Source organism: uncultured Dubosiella sp. (assembly GCF_964018005.1).
GTDB lineage: Bacteria > Bacillota_I > Bacilli_A > Erysipelotrichales > Erysipelotrichaceae > Dubosiella > Dubosiella muris.
This window is the reverse complement of the sequence record NZ_CAXHOA010000012.1, coordinates 24,574-40,129: the sequence shown is the minus strand read 5'-3', so window position 1 is coordinate 40,129 and position 15,556 is coordinate 24,574. Positions and strand designations below refer to the sequence as shown.

The following is a 15,556-nucleotide window of genomic DNA, read 5'->3' as shown; positions in this document are numbered from 1 at the left end:
TATCATATTTGTCTTTGATTTCAACTCCGGTTTTTTATTCCGTCAAGTTTTCTTCAAAGACATTCATTTCCTGCTCGTCGTTGGATTCCACATCCAGCCGCTCAACCATGCCTTCGCCGTCTTTGACAATGTCGATCTCTTCGACTTCTTCCTCGTCGCCATTCACCAGCGTCACCTTCGTCACTTTCGCCCCGTCGTTCAAACTAATGAGCTTCAGTCCCTGGGTGTTGCGGCCATAGACGCCGATATCGGCTAACCGCAAACGAATCATGATGCCTGTGCTCGACACGATCAACGCGTCCTCGTCGCCTTTGACCGCCTGAAGCGAAACCAGGCTGCCGGTCTTCTCCGTAATGTGGAGCGCTCGGACGCCTTTTTTGCCACGCGACGTCAAACGGAAATCGTCGAACTGGCTGCGTTTGCCATATCCGTTTTCCGATACGACAAGAACCGTGTCGCCTTCATGGGAGAGGGCCACGCCAATCACCGTTCCGCCATCCGTGTTGAATCCTTGCACGCCCGACGCGGTTCGTCCCATCATCCGGATTTCCTTTTCGTCGAAGCGCACCGCTTTACCGTTGTCGCCCGCGATGATGACTTCGTCATCGCCTCGTGTCGCTTTCACATACCGCAGCTCGTCGCCTTCGCGCAGCGTGATCGAGATCTTGCCGTTTTTATTGATGTTGTCGAACTCCGACACCGGCGTGCGTTTCGCCAATCCGTTTTTCGTGACAAACAACAACGACTCGACGCCTTCCTTGTCTTCCGGGATCGGCAGCAGCGTCTGCACTTTTTCATCCGGCAGCAGCTCGATAATATTGACGATTGGCAATCCTTTCGCCGTGCGGGAAGCGTTTGGAATGTTGTAGCCCTTCAAACGATACACCCGTCCTTTGTTCGTAAACAGCAAAATGTGGTTATGCGTCGTCATCGCCACCATCGTATCCACCGAATCCTCTTCGTTGAGCGTCACGGATTTGATTCCGCGTCCGCCGCGGTTTTGGGCGTGGTACGTATCGACCGGCTGCCTTTTAATATAGCCTGACTCCGTCAATGTGATAATGATATCCTCGCGAGGAATCAAATCCTCGTCCTCCATGTCGACATAGGAATCGGCGATCTCGGTTCGCCGCTCGTCGCCAAACCGGTTGACCATTTCGTCCAAATCGTCGCGAATGATTTGAAGAACCCGGGAATGGTTGGCTAAAATGTCTTTCAAGTCGGCAATCGTTTTCAAAAGAGCCTGGTACTCGTTTTCGATTTTTTCCCGTTCCAATCCCGACAGCCGCCGCAGCTGCATCGCCAAAATGGCTTTCGCCTGCACCGGCGAGAATCCGAACGCCGCGCACAGATCAGCGTTCAATCCGTTTTCATCTTTATGGGAGGAGCGAATCATATGAATGACTTCATCCAAATGATCCAGCGCGATCCGCAATCCTTCCAAAATATGCGCCCGTTCTTCCGCTTTACGCAATTCATATCTCGTTTTTCGGATAATCACATCCGTTTGATGATCAATGTAGTCGACGATGATTTCCTTCAGCGTCAGCTGTTTTGGCTTTCCGTGCTCCAAGGCGAGCATGTTGATGCCAAACGAGCTTTGAAGCGGCGTCAATCGGAACAGCTGATTCAAAATCACATCTTCCTGCGCGTCTTTTTTCAGCTCCATGACGATGCGCACGCCTTCGCGGTTGCTTTCGTCGTTCAAATACGTGACGCCTTGCAGCGCCTTATCCCGAATGAGAGCCGCCATCTTCGTCATCAAGTTGGCTTTGTTGATGGCGTAAGGAATTTCATAAAAGATGATCCGCTTACGGCCCTGGCTCAATTCCTCGACCCGGTACTTCGAACGAATCGAGATGGAACCTCTTCCTGTTTCATATGCCTGGCGGATTCCCTTGCGGCCCAAAATAATGCCGCCCGTCGGAAAATCCGGTCCTTTAATGTGTTCCATGAGCTCGGGCACCGTGATATCCGGATCGTCCATGACCGCCTTGATGCCATCCACCGTTTCATTCAAATTGTGCGGCGGAATGTTGGTCGCCATCCCGACCGCGATCCCGACCGCCCCGTTGAGCAGCAAGTTCGGAATGCGGCTAGGCAAAACGACTGGCTCCTCGCCTTCCGAGTCGTACGTCGGCGTGAAGTCGACCGTTTCCTTGTTGATGTCGGCCACCATCTCCATCGAGATCTTCGACATCCGCGCCTCGGTATAACGCATCGCCGCCGCACCATCGCCATCCAGGGAGCCAAAGTTGCCGTGGCCGTCCACGAGCGGATACCGGTAGGAAAAGTCCTGCGCCATGCGCACCATCGCGTCGTATACGGCCGTATCGCCATGCGGATGGTACTTGCCGATGACATCGCCGACGATCCGGGCGCTTTTTTTGTGCGCCACCGTGGCCGTCATATTCAAACTGTTCATCGCATACAAAATCCGGCGGTGAACCGGTTTCAAACCGTCCCGCACATCCGGCAGCGCGCGCTGCACGATGACCGACATCGAATAGTCGAGAAACGACTCCTTCATTTCTTTCGAGATCTCAACGTTTTCGACCTGGTCGTGCTGAGACTCTAATATTTCGAATTCTTCCATGTTTTCATGTTCTGGCATGCCGGACCTCCTAGTAATCTAATGTTGCGTATGTCGCGTTCGTTTGAATGAAATCGCGTCTTGGCTCGACGTCTTCTCCCATCAACATGTCGAACACCGCGTCGGCCTCCATCGCGTCCTCAACTGTGACCCGCTTCAGGATCCGGTGCTTTGGATCCATCGTCGTTTCCCACAGCTGTTCCGCGTCCATCTCGCCAAGACCTTTGTAGCGCTGCACTTTGTAGCCTTCTTTAAATTCGGCGCGCAGCGTATCCATTTCCTGTTCCTTGTAGGCGTAGGCGATCTTTTTTCCTTTTTGCACTTTGTACAGCGGCGGCTGGGCGATGTACACATAGCCCCCGTCGATAACCGGCTTCATGAACCGGTACAGGAACGTGAGCATCAGCGTGCAAATGTGCGAGCCATCGACATCGGCATCGGTCATGATGACGATTTTGTGGTAGCGCAGCTTGGACACGTCCACTTCGTCCTGAATGCCGCATCCAAACGCCGTGATCATGCTGCGGATTTCCGCGTTTTCAAAAATACGGTTCGGCCGCGCCTTTTGCACGTTCAAAATCTTTCCTCGCAGCGGCAGGATGGCTTGCGTTTTCGCGTCGCGTCCCTGCTTAGCCGAACCACCGGCGGAATTTCCCTCGACGATGTAAATCTCGCACTCGCTCGCGTCTTTGCTCGAGCAGTCCGTCAATTTACCCGGCAGCGAGGAAATCCCGTCCAGCGCCGACTTGCGCCGCGTTAGCTCGCGGGCTTTTTTCGCCGCAATGCGCGCCTTGGAGGCGACCATCGCTTTTTCAACAATCGACTTGGCGATTGTCGGATTTTCCAAAAAGAAGCGCTGCATCTTCTCGCCCACGATGTTGGAAACGATTTTTCGAACTTCCGAATTGCCAAGCTTCGTTTTCGTCTGTCCTTCGTATTGCGGATCCGGATGCTTGATGGAAATGATCGCCACCAGCCCTTCCTTCACGTCGTCTTGCGAAAGCGTTTCGTCTTTCTTCAGCAAATTGTTGTCTTTTCCGTATTTGTTGATGACACGCGTCAGCGCCAGCCGGAAACCGTCTTCGTGAAAACCGCCTTCGTGCGTGTTGATGTTGTTGCAAAAAGAGTAAATGTTGGACTGGTACCCCTCGTTGTACTGGAGCGCCACTTCCGCGAAAATGTTGTCCTGCAGGCCGTCCACGTAAATGACCCGGTCCGAAATCGTCTGTTTTCCTTTGTTAAGATATTCCACGTACTCGATGATTCCGCCCTCGTAGTGGTAGTCGCTTTGACGCGCTTCTTCCGGATCGCGCTCGTCCTTCAACGTCAGACGGATATCCCGGTTCAAAAAAGCGAGCTGACGAAGTCTTGTGTTCAAAATATCGTAGTCGTACTCTGTCGTTTCCTTAAAAATGCGCGGATCGGCTTTGAACCGGACGAGCGAGCCGGTTTGAGTCGTCTCGCCAATGACTTTCAATGGCTCGACCGTATGCCCGCCATCCTCGAAGCGGATAAAGTACACTTTTCCATCCTGGAAAACGGTGACTTCCATCCATTCGCTCAACGCGTTGACGACGCTGGCGCCCACGCCATGCAAACCGCCCGACACCTTGTACGCGCCGCCGCCGAATTTACCGCCCGCGTGCAGGACGGTCATAATCGTTTCCACCGCGCTGATGCCTGTCTTTTCGTGAATGCCTACCGGCATGCCTCGACCGTTGTCGCGCACCGCGATGACGTTGCCCGCTTCGATGACGACGTCGATTTGGTTCGCGAAGCCCGCAAGCGCCTCGTCGATGCCGTTGTCCACGATTTCCCAGACGAGATGATGCAAGCCGCGAGAACTTGTCGAGCCAATGTACATCCCGGGACGAAGCCGAACCGCTTCGAGTCCCTCGAGCACCTGAATGTCGTCGGCGGTGTAGGAATGGTCGACAAACGTCGCTTCGTTTTCCATCTCCTCAAATTTTAAAAATTCTTCGTTTTTATGTTCACTCATGCAAGTCCTCCTTTATCTTCCCGTTCTCAATCTCGTAAAATTTCACCGGCCGCTCGAACCACGATTTCGGGATTGGCTCGGCGCTGGTGATAAATATTTGCATCGTTTCCGGCAGCATCGCGATCAGCTTGCGGCGTCGGCTTTCATCCAGCTCGCTGAACACGTCGTCCAGCAAAAGAATCGGATACTGGCCGCCTTTTTCATAGACGATTTGCGCCAGACCGAGCTTGAGCGCGAGCAGCACGCTGCGCTTTTGTCCCTGGCTGGCCGCCTCCACCAGCGGCACTCCGTCCAGCAAAAAGACGAAGTCGTCCTTATGCACGCCGATTTGCGTGTTCTTGTATTGAAGATCGCGTTCCAGCGTCTTCTCGTAGCAGGCGCGCATCGCCTGCTGCAAATCGTCTTCCTCGATGGACACAAACGTTTCGTAACGCGCCTCCATCCGTTCCTGCCCGTCGCTAAAAAAAGGATACAAAGTTCTTACTTTTTCCATCAGCTCGTCAAGAAAGCGATGACGCTGGGAAATGATGATTTTTTGATCCTGAATCATCTGTCGCGTATACACATCCAGCAGGGAACGGTCGACGTATGGCTGCTTCAGCGCCTGGTTTCTTTCTTTGAGCAGCTTCTGATAGTGCGACAAAGTCGCCGTATACGACTTTGACAGTTTGATCAGCTCCATGTCGATAAACTTGCGCCGCGCCGCCGGCGCGTCCGAAAACAGCGTCATATCGTCCGGACAAAACAAAATCGCGTTCACCATGCCGACAAACGAAGAATACTTCGCGACCGGATCGTTGAATCGAAACAGTTGTTTTTTTGAATCCGAAACCGCGACTTTCAGCTCCTCGATCCGACCTTTGGATTCCACGTCGGCTTCGATCACAAAAGACGCTTCGCCATGCTTGACAAGATGCGCCAGCTTGTTCGTTCGAAACGAGCGCAGCAGCGACAAAAAATAAATGCCTTCGACGATGTTCGTCTTGCCTTGCGCGTTTTTCCCTTGCAGCACGTGAATCGTATTTTCGTCAAAAGAAAAAGAAGCCTTGTCATAATTTCGAAAATGATAGAACTTCAATTTCCTGATATTCATTCGACTTCGATCCTGACTCCGTTGGTTTCCACTACGTCGCCGGGACGTATTTTGCGTCCCCGCCTTTGATCCTTCTCGCCATTAACAAGAACTTCGACAGAATTTAAATATCCTTTCGCTTCGCCGCCGCTTTGAATAAGATCGCCTTTCTTCAAAAGCTGGCCTAACGTGATGTAGTCCGTATGTATTTTCAATTTCATAAATGAATAGCTCCTATCGTTCCTAATTATAGCATAAATTTATTGATTTTACCATATAATTCCGGTATACACAAGAAAAAAAGAAGTATCTTCACAATACTTCTAATCAAAGCTACGAACCGGGACAACGATCATCAAAACGGACTGGTCCTCCGGGTTCGTTAAGCGAAACGGCTTGAGCACACCTGTAAAGTCGATTTCCACCCGTTCACCATTCAACGCCTTGATCGCGTCCAGCATATAGGTTCCGTTGCATGTGATTGTCAGATCCTCGCCATTGTAAATCGCCGACATCAAGATCTCGTTGGAATCGCCAATCTCGCTCGAGCGCGTCTTCAAATGCACTTCCTTGGCGGCGCATTCCAGCCGAATCAAATGGACTTTGTCCTTGCGGATAAAGTTTGTTCGATCAATCGCCCGCGCCAGCTCCGTCGAATCCGACTGGTAAAAGCTGATAAATTCTTTCGGAATGATCCGTTCGACATCCGGAAAGGCGCCATCCAGCAAATTGGTTTGATACAACGTGTCGTCGAAAACGAATTGCACTTTTTTATTGTCGACAAAAATGTCAACATCGTTTTCTTCCCCTTCCAGCGACTTCACGACATCGCCAAGCGATTTTTGGGAAATCGTGATATTGAAGTCCATCGGCTGCTCTAATTGTACAATTTTTCGAGCCAGCCGATACGTGTCGGTTGCGGAACAAAACAACTGCGTGTCGATGGCTTTGAAATTGATCCCGGTCAGCACCGGCCGGCTGTCTTTATCCGAGCAGGCGAACGCGGTTTGTGTCACGATCGTACGCAGCTGGTTTTTCGAAAGCTTGAATTCGGTTTTTGGCTGGTAAAAATCAAGTTCCGGATACGCGTTGCTTTCGATACCGTTTAAATGGAACACACCCTGCTTGTTCGAAATGCGCAGCAACGTCGTATCCATCAATTCAAATTCAATGGTATCAAAATCCATTTTTCGAACGATTTCCTGCAAATATTTGGATTCGACAATAATCGAACCGGTTTGCTCGATGTGCAAATGGTTGATTTCATCCGGATAAATCGTGGATTGGATACTAATGGTCGAATCGCTGCCGGTTAATTGAATTTTGTCTTTCATGACTTCGATCCAGATCCCGGACAAAGCGGGAAGTGGTGAGTACATGGAAATCGCCCGCGACACGATCGTGAGCTTGTCGGAGAGGTATTTTCGATTGATTGTGAATTTCATAAAGACTCCTTTTTTGATGTGTGTTTTTCTTTTATTTATATAAAGTAACAACAATAAGGGCGTGGATAACTGGGGAAAACTTCGTTTCGCGCGATAACGACGCCGAAATTGTTGGATTTTCGCTGTTGAAAGACTGTGGAAAAATGGGGAAAACTACATGAGCTTCTCTTTTATTTTGTCGACGGCCATTCGAAACGCGTTGTCTTTTTTCATGAGCTCGCACGCGCGGTTGTACGACGACTGAATGGTTGTATGGTCGCGGTTTCCCAGGTCTTTTCCAATTTGCATATACGGTTTATGCAGCATTTCCCGTGATAAATACACGCAAATGTGCCGGGCGTTCATAATTTGTTTGAGTCTTGACTTCCCTTCCAGATCCGCGTACGACAAGCCGTAAAACTGTGAAACGGCTTTTTTTATTTCCCGGATCGTCAGCTCGCTTCGTTTTTCGATCACGGGTTCTTTTCCCAAATGCTCCATCGCGAATTTCATGTCGATGATATCGGGATTGAACAGTGTGGACTGGAAAATGAGCTGGTTGAGGCTGCCTTCCAAATTGCGGACGTCGTTGGAAAACGTGAGCGCCAAATAGTCCAGCACGTCGTCGCTAATGATGTCCTCCCTTCCTTCCAGCTTTTTTTTCAGGATGGCTTTGCTCGTTTCGAAGCCCGGTTTGGAAATATTGATCGCCAGACCGGAGGAGAATCGGGAAACGAGCCGGTTTTGCAGGCCGCTAAGCTCTCTTGGATGGATGTCGGACGTAATGATGATTTGCGAGTTTTTTTGGATCAGCTGATTATAAACCGTAAAAAAAACTTCCTGACTTGAAGTGTGCTGAAGGTTCTGAATATCGTCAATCAGAAAATAGTCACAGTCAAGAAGCTGTTCTTTGACCCGGTCGACCGTGTTTCCATGGATGCTTTTGGCTTTCATGGCGTCGATAAGCAAAGTGACAAAGTCACCACTATACATATAGATGACTTTTGCTTCGGGGCGTTCGGCGGACAAGTAGTTGCCGACGGCGTGGAGAAGATGCGTCTTTCCCAGACCGGAGTTTCCATAAAGCATGAGCGGGTTGAATGCGGGAAAAGAAATTTGATTGCAGGCCGCAAAGCACGCCGCGTAGGCTTCCTGATTGCTGTTTCCTTCGATAAAATTTTCGAACGTGTACGTCGGATTGAACTTGTTTTCCAGAAGCGTGTTCGTTCGTTGCTGCACGATGACTTCCGGCATCATTTGTTCCATTTCCTTGTATTCGATTAAATGGATCCGGACTGGCGAAGACCATTCCTCGCTCAGCGTCGATTCGAAAATCGCCAGCTGCCGTTCCATGATGGCTTTGGTGATCGAAGATCGGTATGCGATGTACGCGATGTCGTTTTCAATTTTAAATAATGTCGTTTTATAGATCCACGCCTGAAAATCCTGGTCGTTGAAATAGTGCGAACTATGGATCTTTTTTAGGACATTTTCCCACATCCGGTCAAAATTCGCGGGCATACGATCCCTCCTTTTAGGTTTTCATTATACATGAAAGGGGAAAAACGGGCAATCAAATCTTGAGTTTTCCACAATATCCCCAATGTAGAATGTGGATAAACTTTTCCTTATTGGGAGTATTGGGGAAAACTGGCGAAAAAGAGTGGGGAAAACTTTGGTTATCCCCAATGGAAAAATGAGAAAAAACGGATAGGTAAAACGTAAAAGTGATTTTCCCCAGTTTTCCCCATCCCCAAAATCCCCGAGCGGTGTTTAAGGGGGATAAAAGGGGAAAACCTGTGGAAATTATCCCCTTTTATCCCCGCACGTGGAAAAACAAGAAAAAGTTATCCCCTCTTTTGTGGGAAAAACCGAGGGTTTTCCGCTCTTTTCCTTTTATATTTATTGGTGGAATCGGAAAAAACATGTGTTGACGGGGTGTAGGGGATTTGCTATAATGAGTCAGCAATCTTATTTGAAAATTAATAGAAGACTGAGGGGTGTGAATGACATGAAAAGAACATATCAGCCAAGTAAGAGAAAACACAAAACAGTTCATGGTTTCCGTGCTCGTATGGCTACCGTCGGTGGTCGTAAAGTTCTAGCTCGCAGAAGAGCAAAAGGTAGAAAGGTATTATCCGCATAGAAATCACCAGTTTAGGTGATTTTTTTGTCTGGATAAAGATGTATGAAAAAGAAGTGCAGAGTTTGTAAAAACTACGAGTTTTCTTCGATTATCCAGAAAAGGAAATATATCAAGTCTAGTGCGTTTGTTTTTTATTATCAACCGAAGAAAGAAGAACACGCGCGTGTCGGGATCAGTGTCGGAAAAAAACTCGGAAACGCTGTCGCGCGCAACAAGGTAAAGCGGCAGATCCGCGGAATGATCGACGCGCTATATACGTTTGATGAAGCGTATGACACGATCCTGATCGTTCGTCCGGTTTATCAAAAACAAACGTTCGAGCAAAACTTCAAAGAACTTGAAACAAGCAAGAGAAAGCTTGACCGAAGACGACAAGGAAAGGAACAAAGATGACTCATTTTTTACAAAGCAAGTTTAAGATTTTCATGCTTTGCGCATTTGTCCTGCTTGGTTTGACCGGCTGTTCCAATCCGCGAGGAACGGATGGAAAAACAAAAGTCGATCAAATCATCGCCAGCGAGCAAATGGTCGTTGAAAAAGGCCGGATCAACGTGTCGGATATCAGCGACGAGGCATTGAAAAAGAAATATGAAAAGCTTGGTGACAAGGATACGATCACAATCGAGCCGACTTCATTTAGCGAAGCGTTATCCGCGAGCTGGTTCGACGGATTGATCGTATGGCCGATTGCGCAGCTAATCAACGTGTTTGCATCGTGGACGGATGCGGGAATCGGAATTATTTTAGCGACGTTGCTCATTCAGATTCTCGTCTTCGCGTTTACGTACAAATCCCAGCTTTCGATGCAGCGGATGCAGGAGGCGCAGCCGGAAATCGAGCGCCTTCAAAGCAAATACAAAGGAAAAGACGACGAGCGTTCCCGCATGATGATGGCGCAGGAAATGCAGAAAGTGTACACGAAATACGATATCCATCCATTTGGATCCATTTTGGTCACCTTCATTCAGCTGCCAATCATGATGGGCGTGTACTACGCGACGATGCGGGCGGCCGCGGTCGTGTACGGAACCTTCTTTGGCATGCCGCTGTCGGAAACGCCAATCGCGGCGTTCACGAGCTTTGGTTCGGGCGACGTGCAATGGGGACCAATGATCGTTTATGTTTTGATGATCATATTCCAAATCATTTCTTTGCAGCTGCCAAAATGGCTGAAGAAATACGATGACAAGAAAAACAATGTAAAACAAAAGAAGTATTTGAAACAGGAAAACGGAATGGCCAACACGATGAATACGACGATGTATTTCTCGACCGCTTTGATCGCGGTGATGTATTTAAGCTGGCCAATCGCCATGTCGTTTTACTGGCTCGTATCGTCGGTGATTCGTTCGATTCAGTCCCTGTTCCTTCATTTTGTGATTATGGACAAAGATAAAACAAAGAAAAAGTAGGTGAGAAATCATGGAGTTTGAAAAATTTACCGGAAAAACACTTGAAGAGGCGCTGAAAAAAGCGGCGCAGGCCAAAGAGGTAACTGTGGAGGAATTGACCTACACGGTTCTCGAAGAAAAGGCTGGATTTCTAGGTATCGGAAAAACCGTGGAAATCGAAGTGTATTGTGATAAAGACATTCAACAATTTATTCATGATTATATCCAGACTTACTTTGACAACGCGCAGCTGGATGGCGAAACGGAAGTCAAAAAAGACGGCGACGATTTTTACCGCGTCATGGTGAACACTAACAATAACGCGATCCTGATCGGAAAAAACGGAAAGTCGCTGCAAGCTTTCAACCGGCTTGTAAAAGCCGCCGCGAGCGCCGCGTTTAAAAGAAGAGTTCGCTTGCTCATTGATGTCAACGGATATAAAAAAGATCGGTATGAGAAGATTTGCCGTATGGCGATTCGGGTGGCCAAAGATGTCCGCCGGACGAAAGTCGATGCCGAACTGGATCCGATGCCGGCCGATGAACGCAAAGCGATCCACAATTCTTTAGCGAAGATGGCCGATATCTCCACCCGTTCGGAAGGAGAGGGTGTCAATCGCCATTTGTGTATCTTGTATACACCAGGAAAAGAAATCGAATAAGCGGGAATTGGACATTCCCGTTTTTTTGTTAGGAGGAGAAAGACGATGAAAATTATAGCAGGATTGGGAAATCCAGGATTAAAATATGAAAATACGCGCCATAACGCCGGATTTATGACGATGGATAAAATCGCAAGGGAGCTTGGTGAAACGTGGAACCAGGAAAAGTTTTCATCCCAGTGGATCAAGACGAAAGTCCATGGAGAAGACGTGGTTTTGTTAAAGCCGCTCACGTATATGAATGAAAGCGGCATCGCCTTGCGGCAATGTCTTGATTTTTACAAAGCAGCGCCAGAAGACGTACTCGTCTTATATGACGATGTCGATTTGCCGGTAGGAAAGATCCGCCTGCGTCAAAAAGGAAGCGCCGGTGGTCACAACGGGATCAAAAGCGTGATTCAATGCATTTTTACGCAGGAGTTCGACCGCATCCGGATTGGCGTAGGAAAAGATCCTCGCATTCCGATGATCAACTGGGTGCTTGGGAAATTCCGTCCCGCGGAAAAAGAAGACATCGAAGCGGCGACGGATTTGGCCGCGCAGGCCGCAATTTATGCGATCGACCATCCGTACAGCGACACCATGAACCATTTTAATAAGAAGTAGGGAATTCATATGATTGATCCAATTTTAAAAAAACTGGAAACCAATCCGGTGACGCAAGCCATTTTGCGCAAAGAAAACCGGATCGGGCATTTGTATCCAATGGAGGAGGCGCTGCTTTTGACAGCGGCGTTCCAGGTGGACCGGAAAACGCGCATCATCGTCAAGCGAAACCGGTACGAAGCCAATCAGCTTTATGAACGGATTGCCGCGATGGAAGAAGATTGTCTGCTGTTCACGATGGAAGAATCGCTGCGCGTCCAGGCAATCGCCGCTTCGCCCGAAGACCGGGAAGCGGCGCTCGGCACGTTGACGCAGCTTGTTAAAAATCCAAAACCGCGGTTGATCGTCTGCAATACGGCGGGCTTTTTGCGTTTCCTCCCTTCCTATGAATTGATGAAAGAAAACATCCTCACGTTCCATGTCGGACAGGAACTGGAAATGGCGGCTCTGAAAAAAAAGCTGAACCGGATTGGCTACGGCAAGGTCAACTATGTCGACCGGCCCTGCACTTTCGCGGCCCGGGGCGGCATTGTGGACGTGTATCCGCTCGGGTACGAGCATCCGGTACGCATTGAGTTTTTCGATACCGAAATCGACTCGATTCGTTTGATCAATGAAACGACCCAGCGCACGATTGCCTCCCAAACCGAATGCACGATTGGACCAGCCACTGATATTTTATTCCAGGACGAGCAAATTGAGGAAATCAAAGCGCTTGTCAGCCAAAAGCTCGAAAAGGAAGCAGGCGCTCTTTCGGACGAGGAAGCGGAACGGCTCAACGATCATATCGAAGCGGATTTGCGGGCGCTGGAAACGTTTGAACCCGAGGCGAGGCTGTATTTGTATTTTAGTTACGTACATAGCGACAGTTTGCTTGACTACGTGGATGGCGAAGTCATTTTATCGAGTCAGGAGCAAGTGGAACGAGCCGCGAAAAAACTCAACGAGGACAACATCGCCTTCTTGCAGGAAATGATTCAGGACCGGAAGGCGCTGAGCCGGTATATCATGTTTCATGATTTATACGCGATGGAAAAAAAGAGGCCTTTTCTCATGTTCCACGAATTTCAGGATTTGCATGATCCGCTTGTTTCGAAAATTTATCCTCTGGACCAAGTCAAAGAGCCTCTGTCCCAGTTTTTTGAAACCCATCATCCGGACGCGCAGTTCGCGTTGAACGAAGAAGAACGCAAAAAAGTCGAAAGCTTGAGTCCTTTTCCGCTCCGATTTGTTCCTGATTGTTTTTATGAAGGATTTTCATATGAAAACCACGAAGTGTTTACAAGCAAAGAACTGTTTGAACAGGAGCCTAAACATCAGCGGTACCAAAAAACGTTCAAGGAAGGGCAGATTTTGGAAAATGTGCTGGAGCTGGAAAAAAACGACTATGTTGTGCATGGCCAATACGGCATTGGGCAGTATTTAGGAATCGTGACGCGTGAAACGAACGGAAAAGCGGCGGATTATTTGCATATTTTATACCGGGGCGGCGACGAGCTGTTTGTGCCTCTTTCGCAGTTTCAGCTTGTCCGAAAATACATTTCCAAAGAAGGGGCGGGCGTCAAGCTTTCCCAGCTTGGAAGCAGCCAGTGGCAAAAGACGAAAGAGCGTGTCAACGCCAAGATCGAAGAAATCGCGTCCCGGCTCATTGAGTTGTATGCGCATCGAAACGAGGAAATCGGCTACGCCTATCCAAAAGACGACGCGCTGCAGACGCAGTTTGACGAGGCGTTCGAATACGAGCCGACACTTGACCAAACAAGAGCGGTGCATGAAATCAAAATGGAAATGGAAAAACCGAAGCCCATGGATCACTTGCTTTGCGGCGACGTTGGCTTTGGCAAGACGGAAGTGGCGATGCGATGCGCCTTCAAGGCCATCGCGAGCGGCAAGCAAGTCGTGTTTTTGTGCCCGACGACCATTTTGTCGATGCAGCACTATAAGACGCTACAAGAACGGTTCGAATCGACCGGGGCGAACATCGCGCTCGTCAACCGGTTCGTTCCCGCCAGTCAAATCAAGCAAATCAAGGAAGGATTGAAAAACGGGACGATTGACCTGGTTGTCGGCACCCATAAACTGCTAAGCAAGTCGTTCGAATACAAAGATCTAGGTTTTTTAATCATTGACGAGGAACAGCGGTTTGGCGTGGAGCACAAGGAAAAAATCAAGGAAATGAAAGACACGATTGACGTTCTTTCTTTGTCGGCGACGCCAATTCCGAGAACGCTACAAATGTCCTTGATTGGCGTTCGAACGATTTCGCAACTGAACACGCCGCCCGCGCACCGGCACCCGATTCAAACGTATGTGATTGAAAAGCGGGGCAGTGCGGTAGAGGAAATGATCGAACGGGAACTCGCGCGGGGCGGCCAGGTGTTTTATTTATACAATCGCGTGGCCAATATTTACGCGGTGGCCAAAAAGCTTCAAAAGAAATTCCCGGATGTGCCAATCGCGGTCGCGCATGGAAAGATGTCCAGAGAAGACATCGAGTCGACCATGTACGACTTCTCGAGCGGTAAATATAAAATTCTCGTCTGCACGACGATCATTGAAACCGGATTGGATATCGCCAACGCCAACACGATCATTATCGACCAGGCGGATCATTTCGGCTTGTCGCAGCTGTACCAGATCCGCGGTCGCGTCGGCCGCCGGGATAAAATCGGGTATTGCTACTTGATGGTCGATCCGCATAAAGAGCTAACCGAGCAAGCGCATAAGCGGTTGCAATCCATCAAGGAGTTCACGGAGCTTGGATCGGGATACAAGATCGCGATGCGGGATTTGACGATTCGCGGCGCGGGCGACATGCTGGGACCGCAGCAAGCCGGCTTCATCGACCAGGTCGGTTTGGATATGTATCTGGAACTGTTGTCGAACGCAATCGCTCGAAAACAAGGAAAACTCGTGGAACAAAAACCTGAAAAGAGCGCGCAGATTCATGTGAATGGGTATATTCCGTCCCAGTTTACCGAAAACGATGGCGACAAGCTCGACTTGTATCAGGAAATCAAAGCGGCAAAAAGCCTGCAGGCGCTTCATGATTACGAATTGCGCATCATCGACTTGTTTGGAAAAATGCCAAAAGAAGTCAAGCAGCTGTTCAAACAGCGCCAGCTGGATTTGTTCGTCAACGAGGAAGGCGTCGATTCCATGCGGGAAACGACCACGCACGTCGTGATCAAGATGACGCCAGAATGGTCGAGCCGCGTCGACGGGGCGAAGCTGTTCACGGCCATGAGCGCGCTGTCGAAAAAAATCTCGTTGAAGCTGAAAGACCGGCGCATTGAAATCACATTGGAGAAGAAATCGAAATACTTGGATTTGCTGCTGAAAGTCATCGACTTGCTCACGCAAGCCAGCAAAACCATGATGAGAAAGGAAAACGAATGAGACTGGATAAATATTTAAAAACGGCCCGGATTTTAAAACGGCGCGAAGCGGCTAAAGAGCTCGCTTTGCAAGGCCGGGTACACGTCAACGGAAAAGCGGCGAAGCCATCCCAGGAAGTAAAAGAGGGCGACTTGCTGCGACTGGAGTTTGGCGCCCGGATTCTGGAAATCCGGATTCTGGAAATCAAAAAACAAGTGTCGAAGCAAAACGCTTCGCTGCTGTTTGAAGTAGTAAAAGAAGAACGAATAGAAGAAAAAGATTAAGA

The 15,556-nt window shown here is 49.1% G+C and carries 13 protein-coding genes; 7 read left to right on the top strand and 6 right to left on the bottom strand.

Translation table 11 applies throughout. The features are described 5' to 3' along the window. Positions 1 to 34: 34 nt before the first annotated feature. The 6 genes from gyrA to dnaA form a co-directional block, all read right to left on the bottom strand. Entirely contained in the window at positions 35 to 2,614 is a 2,580-nt protein-coding gene (gyrA, locus tag ABNS49_RS09150) for a DNA gyrase subunit A (protein WP_277820807.1), read from the bottom strand. Positions 2,615 to 2,624: 10 nt separating this feature from the next. Continuing rightward, on the bottom strand, positions 2,625 to 4,592 hold the full coding sequence (gene gyrB / locus ABNS49_RS09145; RefSeq protein ID WP_135980285.1) for a DNA topoisomerase (ATP-hydrolyzing) subunit B: 1,968 nt from the start codon (positions 4,590 to 4,592) through the stop codon (positions 2,625 to 2,627). Further along, a complete protein-coding gene (gene recF / locus ABNS49_RS09140) occupies positions 4,585 to 5,685 on the bottom strand; it encodes a DNA replication/repair protein RecF (RefSeq protein ID WP_135980286.1) in 1,101 nt (366 codons plus the stop codon). Before recF ends, gyrB begins: the two co-directional genes overlap by 8 nt. Then, positions 5,682 to 5,885 carry a S4 domain-containing protein YaaA gene (gene yaaA / locus ABNS49_RS09135; protein ID WP_135980287.1) on the bottom strand — a complete coding sequence of 68 codons (204 nt, stop codon included), beginning with the start codon at positions 5,883 to 5,885 and terminating at the stop codon, positions 5,682 to 5,684. Before yaaA ends, recF begins: the two co-directional genes overlap by 4 nt. A gap of 102 nt (positions 5,886 to 5,987) precedes the next feature. Continuing rightward, complete coding sequence (gene dnaN, locus ABNS49_RS09130; protein WP_135980288.1) at positions 5,988 to 7,109, bottom strand: DNA polymerase III subunit beta; 1,122 nt, start codon at positions 7,107 to 7,109, stop codon at positions 5,988 to 5,990. A gap of 153 nt (positions 7,110 to 7,262) precedes the next feature. Further along, positions 7,263 to 8,609 carry a chromosomal replication initiator protein DnaA gene (gene dnaA / locus ABNS49_RS09125; protein WP_277820808.1) on the bottom strand — a complete coding sequence of 449 codons (1,347 nt, stop codon included), beginning with the start codon at positions 8,607 to 8,609 and terminating at the stop codon, positions 7,263 to 7,265. Between the two features lie 490 nt (positions 8,610 to 9,099). Here dnaA and rpmH point away from each other — a divergent pair, with 490 nt between their 5' ends. The 7 genes from rpmH to ABNS49_RS09090 are packed head-to-tail and all read left to right on the top strand — an operon-like array spanning position 9,100 to position 15,554. Further along, a complete protein-coding gene (gene rpmH / locus ABNS49_RS09120) occupies positions 9,100 to 9,234 on the top strand; it encodes a 50S ribosomal protein L34 (protein WP_016319755.1) in 135 nt (44 codons plus the stop codon). Positions 9,235 to 9,276: 42 nt separating this feature from the next. Continuing rightward, entirely contained in the window at positions 9,277 to 9,627 is a 351-nt protein-coding gene (gene rnpA, locus ABNS49_RS09115) for a ribonuclease P protein component (RefSeq protein WP_135980289.1), read from the top strand. Continuing rightward, positions 9,624 to 10,646 (top strand): YidC/Oxa1 family membrane protein insertase, encoded by a 1,023-nt coding sequence (locus tag ABNS49_RS09110; RefSeq protein WP_135980290.1) that lies wholly within the window; start codon positions 9,624 to 9,626, stop codon positions 10,644 to 10,646. The genes rnpA and ABNS49_RS09110 overlap by 4 nt, the downstream gene beginning before the upstream one ends. 10 nt (positions 10,647 to 10,656) lie before the next feature. After that, positions 10,657 to 11,286 carry a R3H domain-containing nucleic acid-binding protein gene (locus ABNS49_RS09105; protein WP_135980291.1) on the top strand — a complete coding sequence of 210 codons (630 nt, stop codon included), beginning with the start codon at positions 10,657 to 10,659 and terminating at the stop codon, positions 11,284 to 11,286. Positions 11,287 to 11,331: 45 nt separating this feature from the next. Next, positions 11,332 to 11,892 carry an aminoacyl-tRNA hydrolase gene (pth, locus tag ABNS49_RS09100; protein ID WP_135980292.1) on the top strand — a complete coding sequence of 187 codons (561 nt, stop codon included), beginning with the start codon at positions 11,332 to 11,334 and terminating at the stop codon, positions 11,890 to 11,892. Positions 11,893 to 11,901: 9 nt separating this feature from the next. Further along, positions 11,902 to 15,291 carry a transcription-repair coupling factor gene (gene mfd, locus ABNS49_RS09095; RefSeq protein WP_135980293.1) on the top strand — a complete coding sequence of 1,130 codons (3,390 nt, stop codon included), beginning with the start codon at positions 11,902 to 11,904 and terminating at the stop codon, positions 15,289 to 15,291. After that, a complete protein-coding gene (locus tag ABNS49_RS09090; protein ID WP_135980294.1) occupies positions 15,288 to 15,554 on the top strand; it encodes an RNA-binding S4 domain-containing protein in 267 nt (88 codons plus the stop codon). The genes mfd and ABNS49_RS09090 overlap by 4 nt, the downstream gene beginning before the upstream one ends. The last annotated feature ends 2 nt before the right edge of the window (positions 15,555 to 15,556 follow it).

Excerpts from the sequence above, each read along its gene's own strand:
- gyrA (WP_277820807.1), bottom strand. The coding sequence starts at position 2,614 with ATGCCAGAACATGAAAACATGGAAGAATTCGAAATATTAGAGTCTCAG.
- gyrB (WP_135980285.1), bottom strand. The coding sequence starts at position 4,592 with ATGAGTGAACATAAAAACGAAGAATTTTTAAAATTTGAGGAGATGGAA.
- recF (WP_135980286.1), bottom strand. The coding sequence starts at position 5,685 with ATGAATATCAGGAAATTGAAGTTCTATCATTTTCGAAATTATGACAAG.
- yaaA (WP_135980287.1), bottom strand. The coding sequence starts at position 5,885 with ATGAAATTGAAAATACATACGGACTACATCACGTTAGGCCAGCTTTTG.
- dnaN (WP_135980288.1), bottom strand. The coding sequence starts at position 7,109 with ATGAAATTCACAATCAATCGAAAATACCTCTCCGACAAGCTCACGATC.
- dnaA (WP_277820808.1), bottom strand. The coding sequence starts at position 8,609 with ATGCCCGCGAATTTTGACCGGATGTGGGAAAATGTCCTAAAAAAGATC.
- rpmH (WP_016319755.1), top strand. The coding sequence starts at position 9,100 with ATGAAAAGAACATATCAGCCAAGTAAGAGAAAACACAAAACAGTTCAT.
- rnpA (WP_135980289.1), top strand. The coding sequence starts at position 9,277 with ATGAAAAAGAAGTGCAGAGTTTGTAAAAACTACGAGTTTTCTTCGATT.
- ABNS49_RS09110 (WP_135980290.1), top strand. The coding sequence starts at position 9,624 with ATGACTCATTTTTTACAAAGCAAGTTTAAGATTTTCATGCTTTGCGCA.
- ABNS49_RS09105 (WP_135980291.1), top strand. The coding sequence starts at position 10,657 with ATGGAGTTTGAAAAATTTACCGGAAAAACACTTGAAGAGGCGCTGAAA.
- pth (WP_135980292.1), top strand. The coding sequence starts at position 11,332 with ATGAAAATTATAGCAGGATTGGGAAATCCAGGATTAAAATATGAAAAT.
- mfd (WP_135980293.1), top strand. The coding sequence starts at position 11,902 with ATGATTGATCCAATTTTAAAAAAACTGGAAACCAATCCGGTGACGCAA.
- ABNS49_RS09090 (WP_135980294.1), top strand. The coding sequence starts at position 15,288 with ATGAGACTGGATAAATATTTAAAAACGGCCCGGATTTTAAAACGGCGC.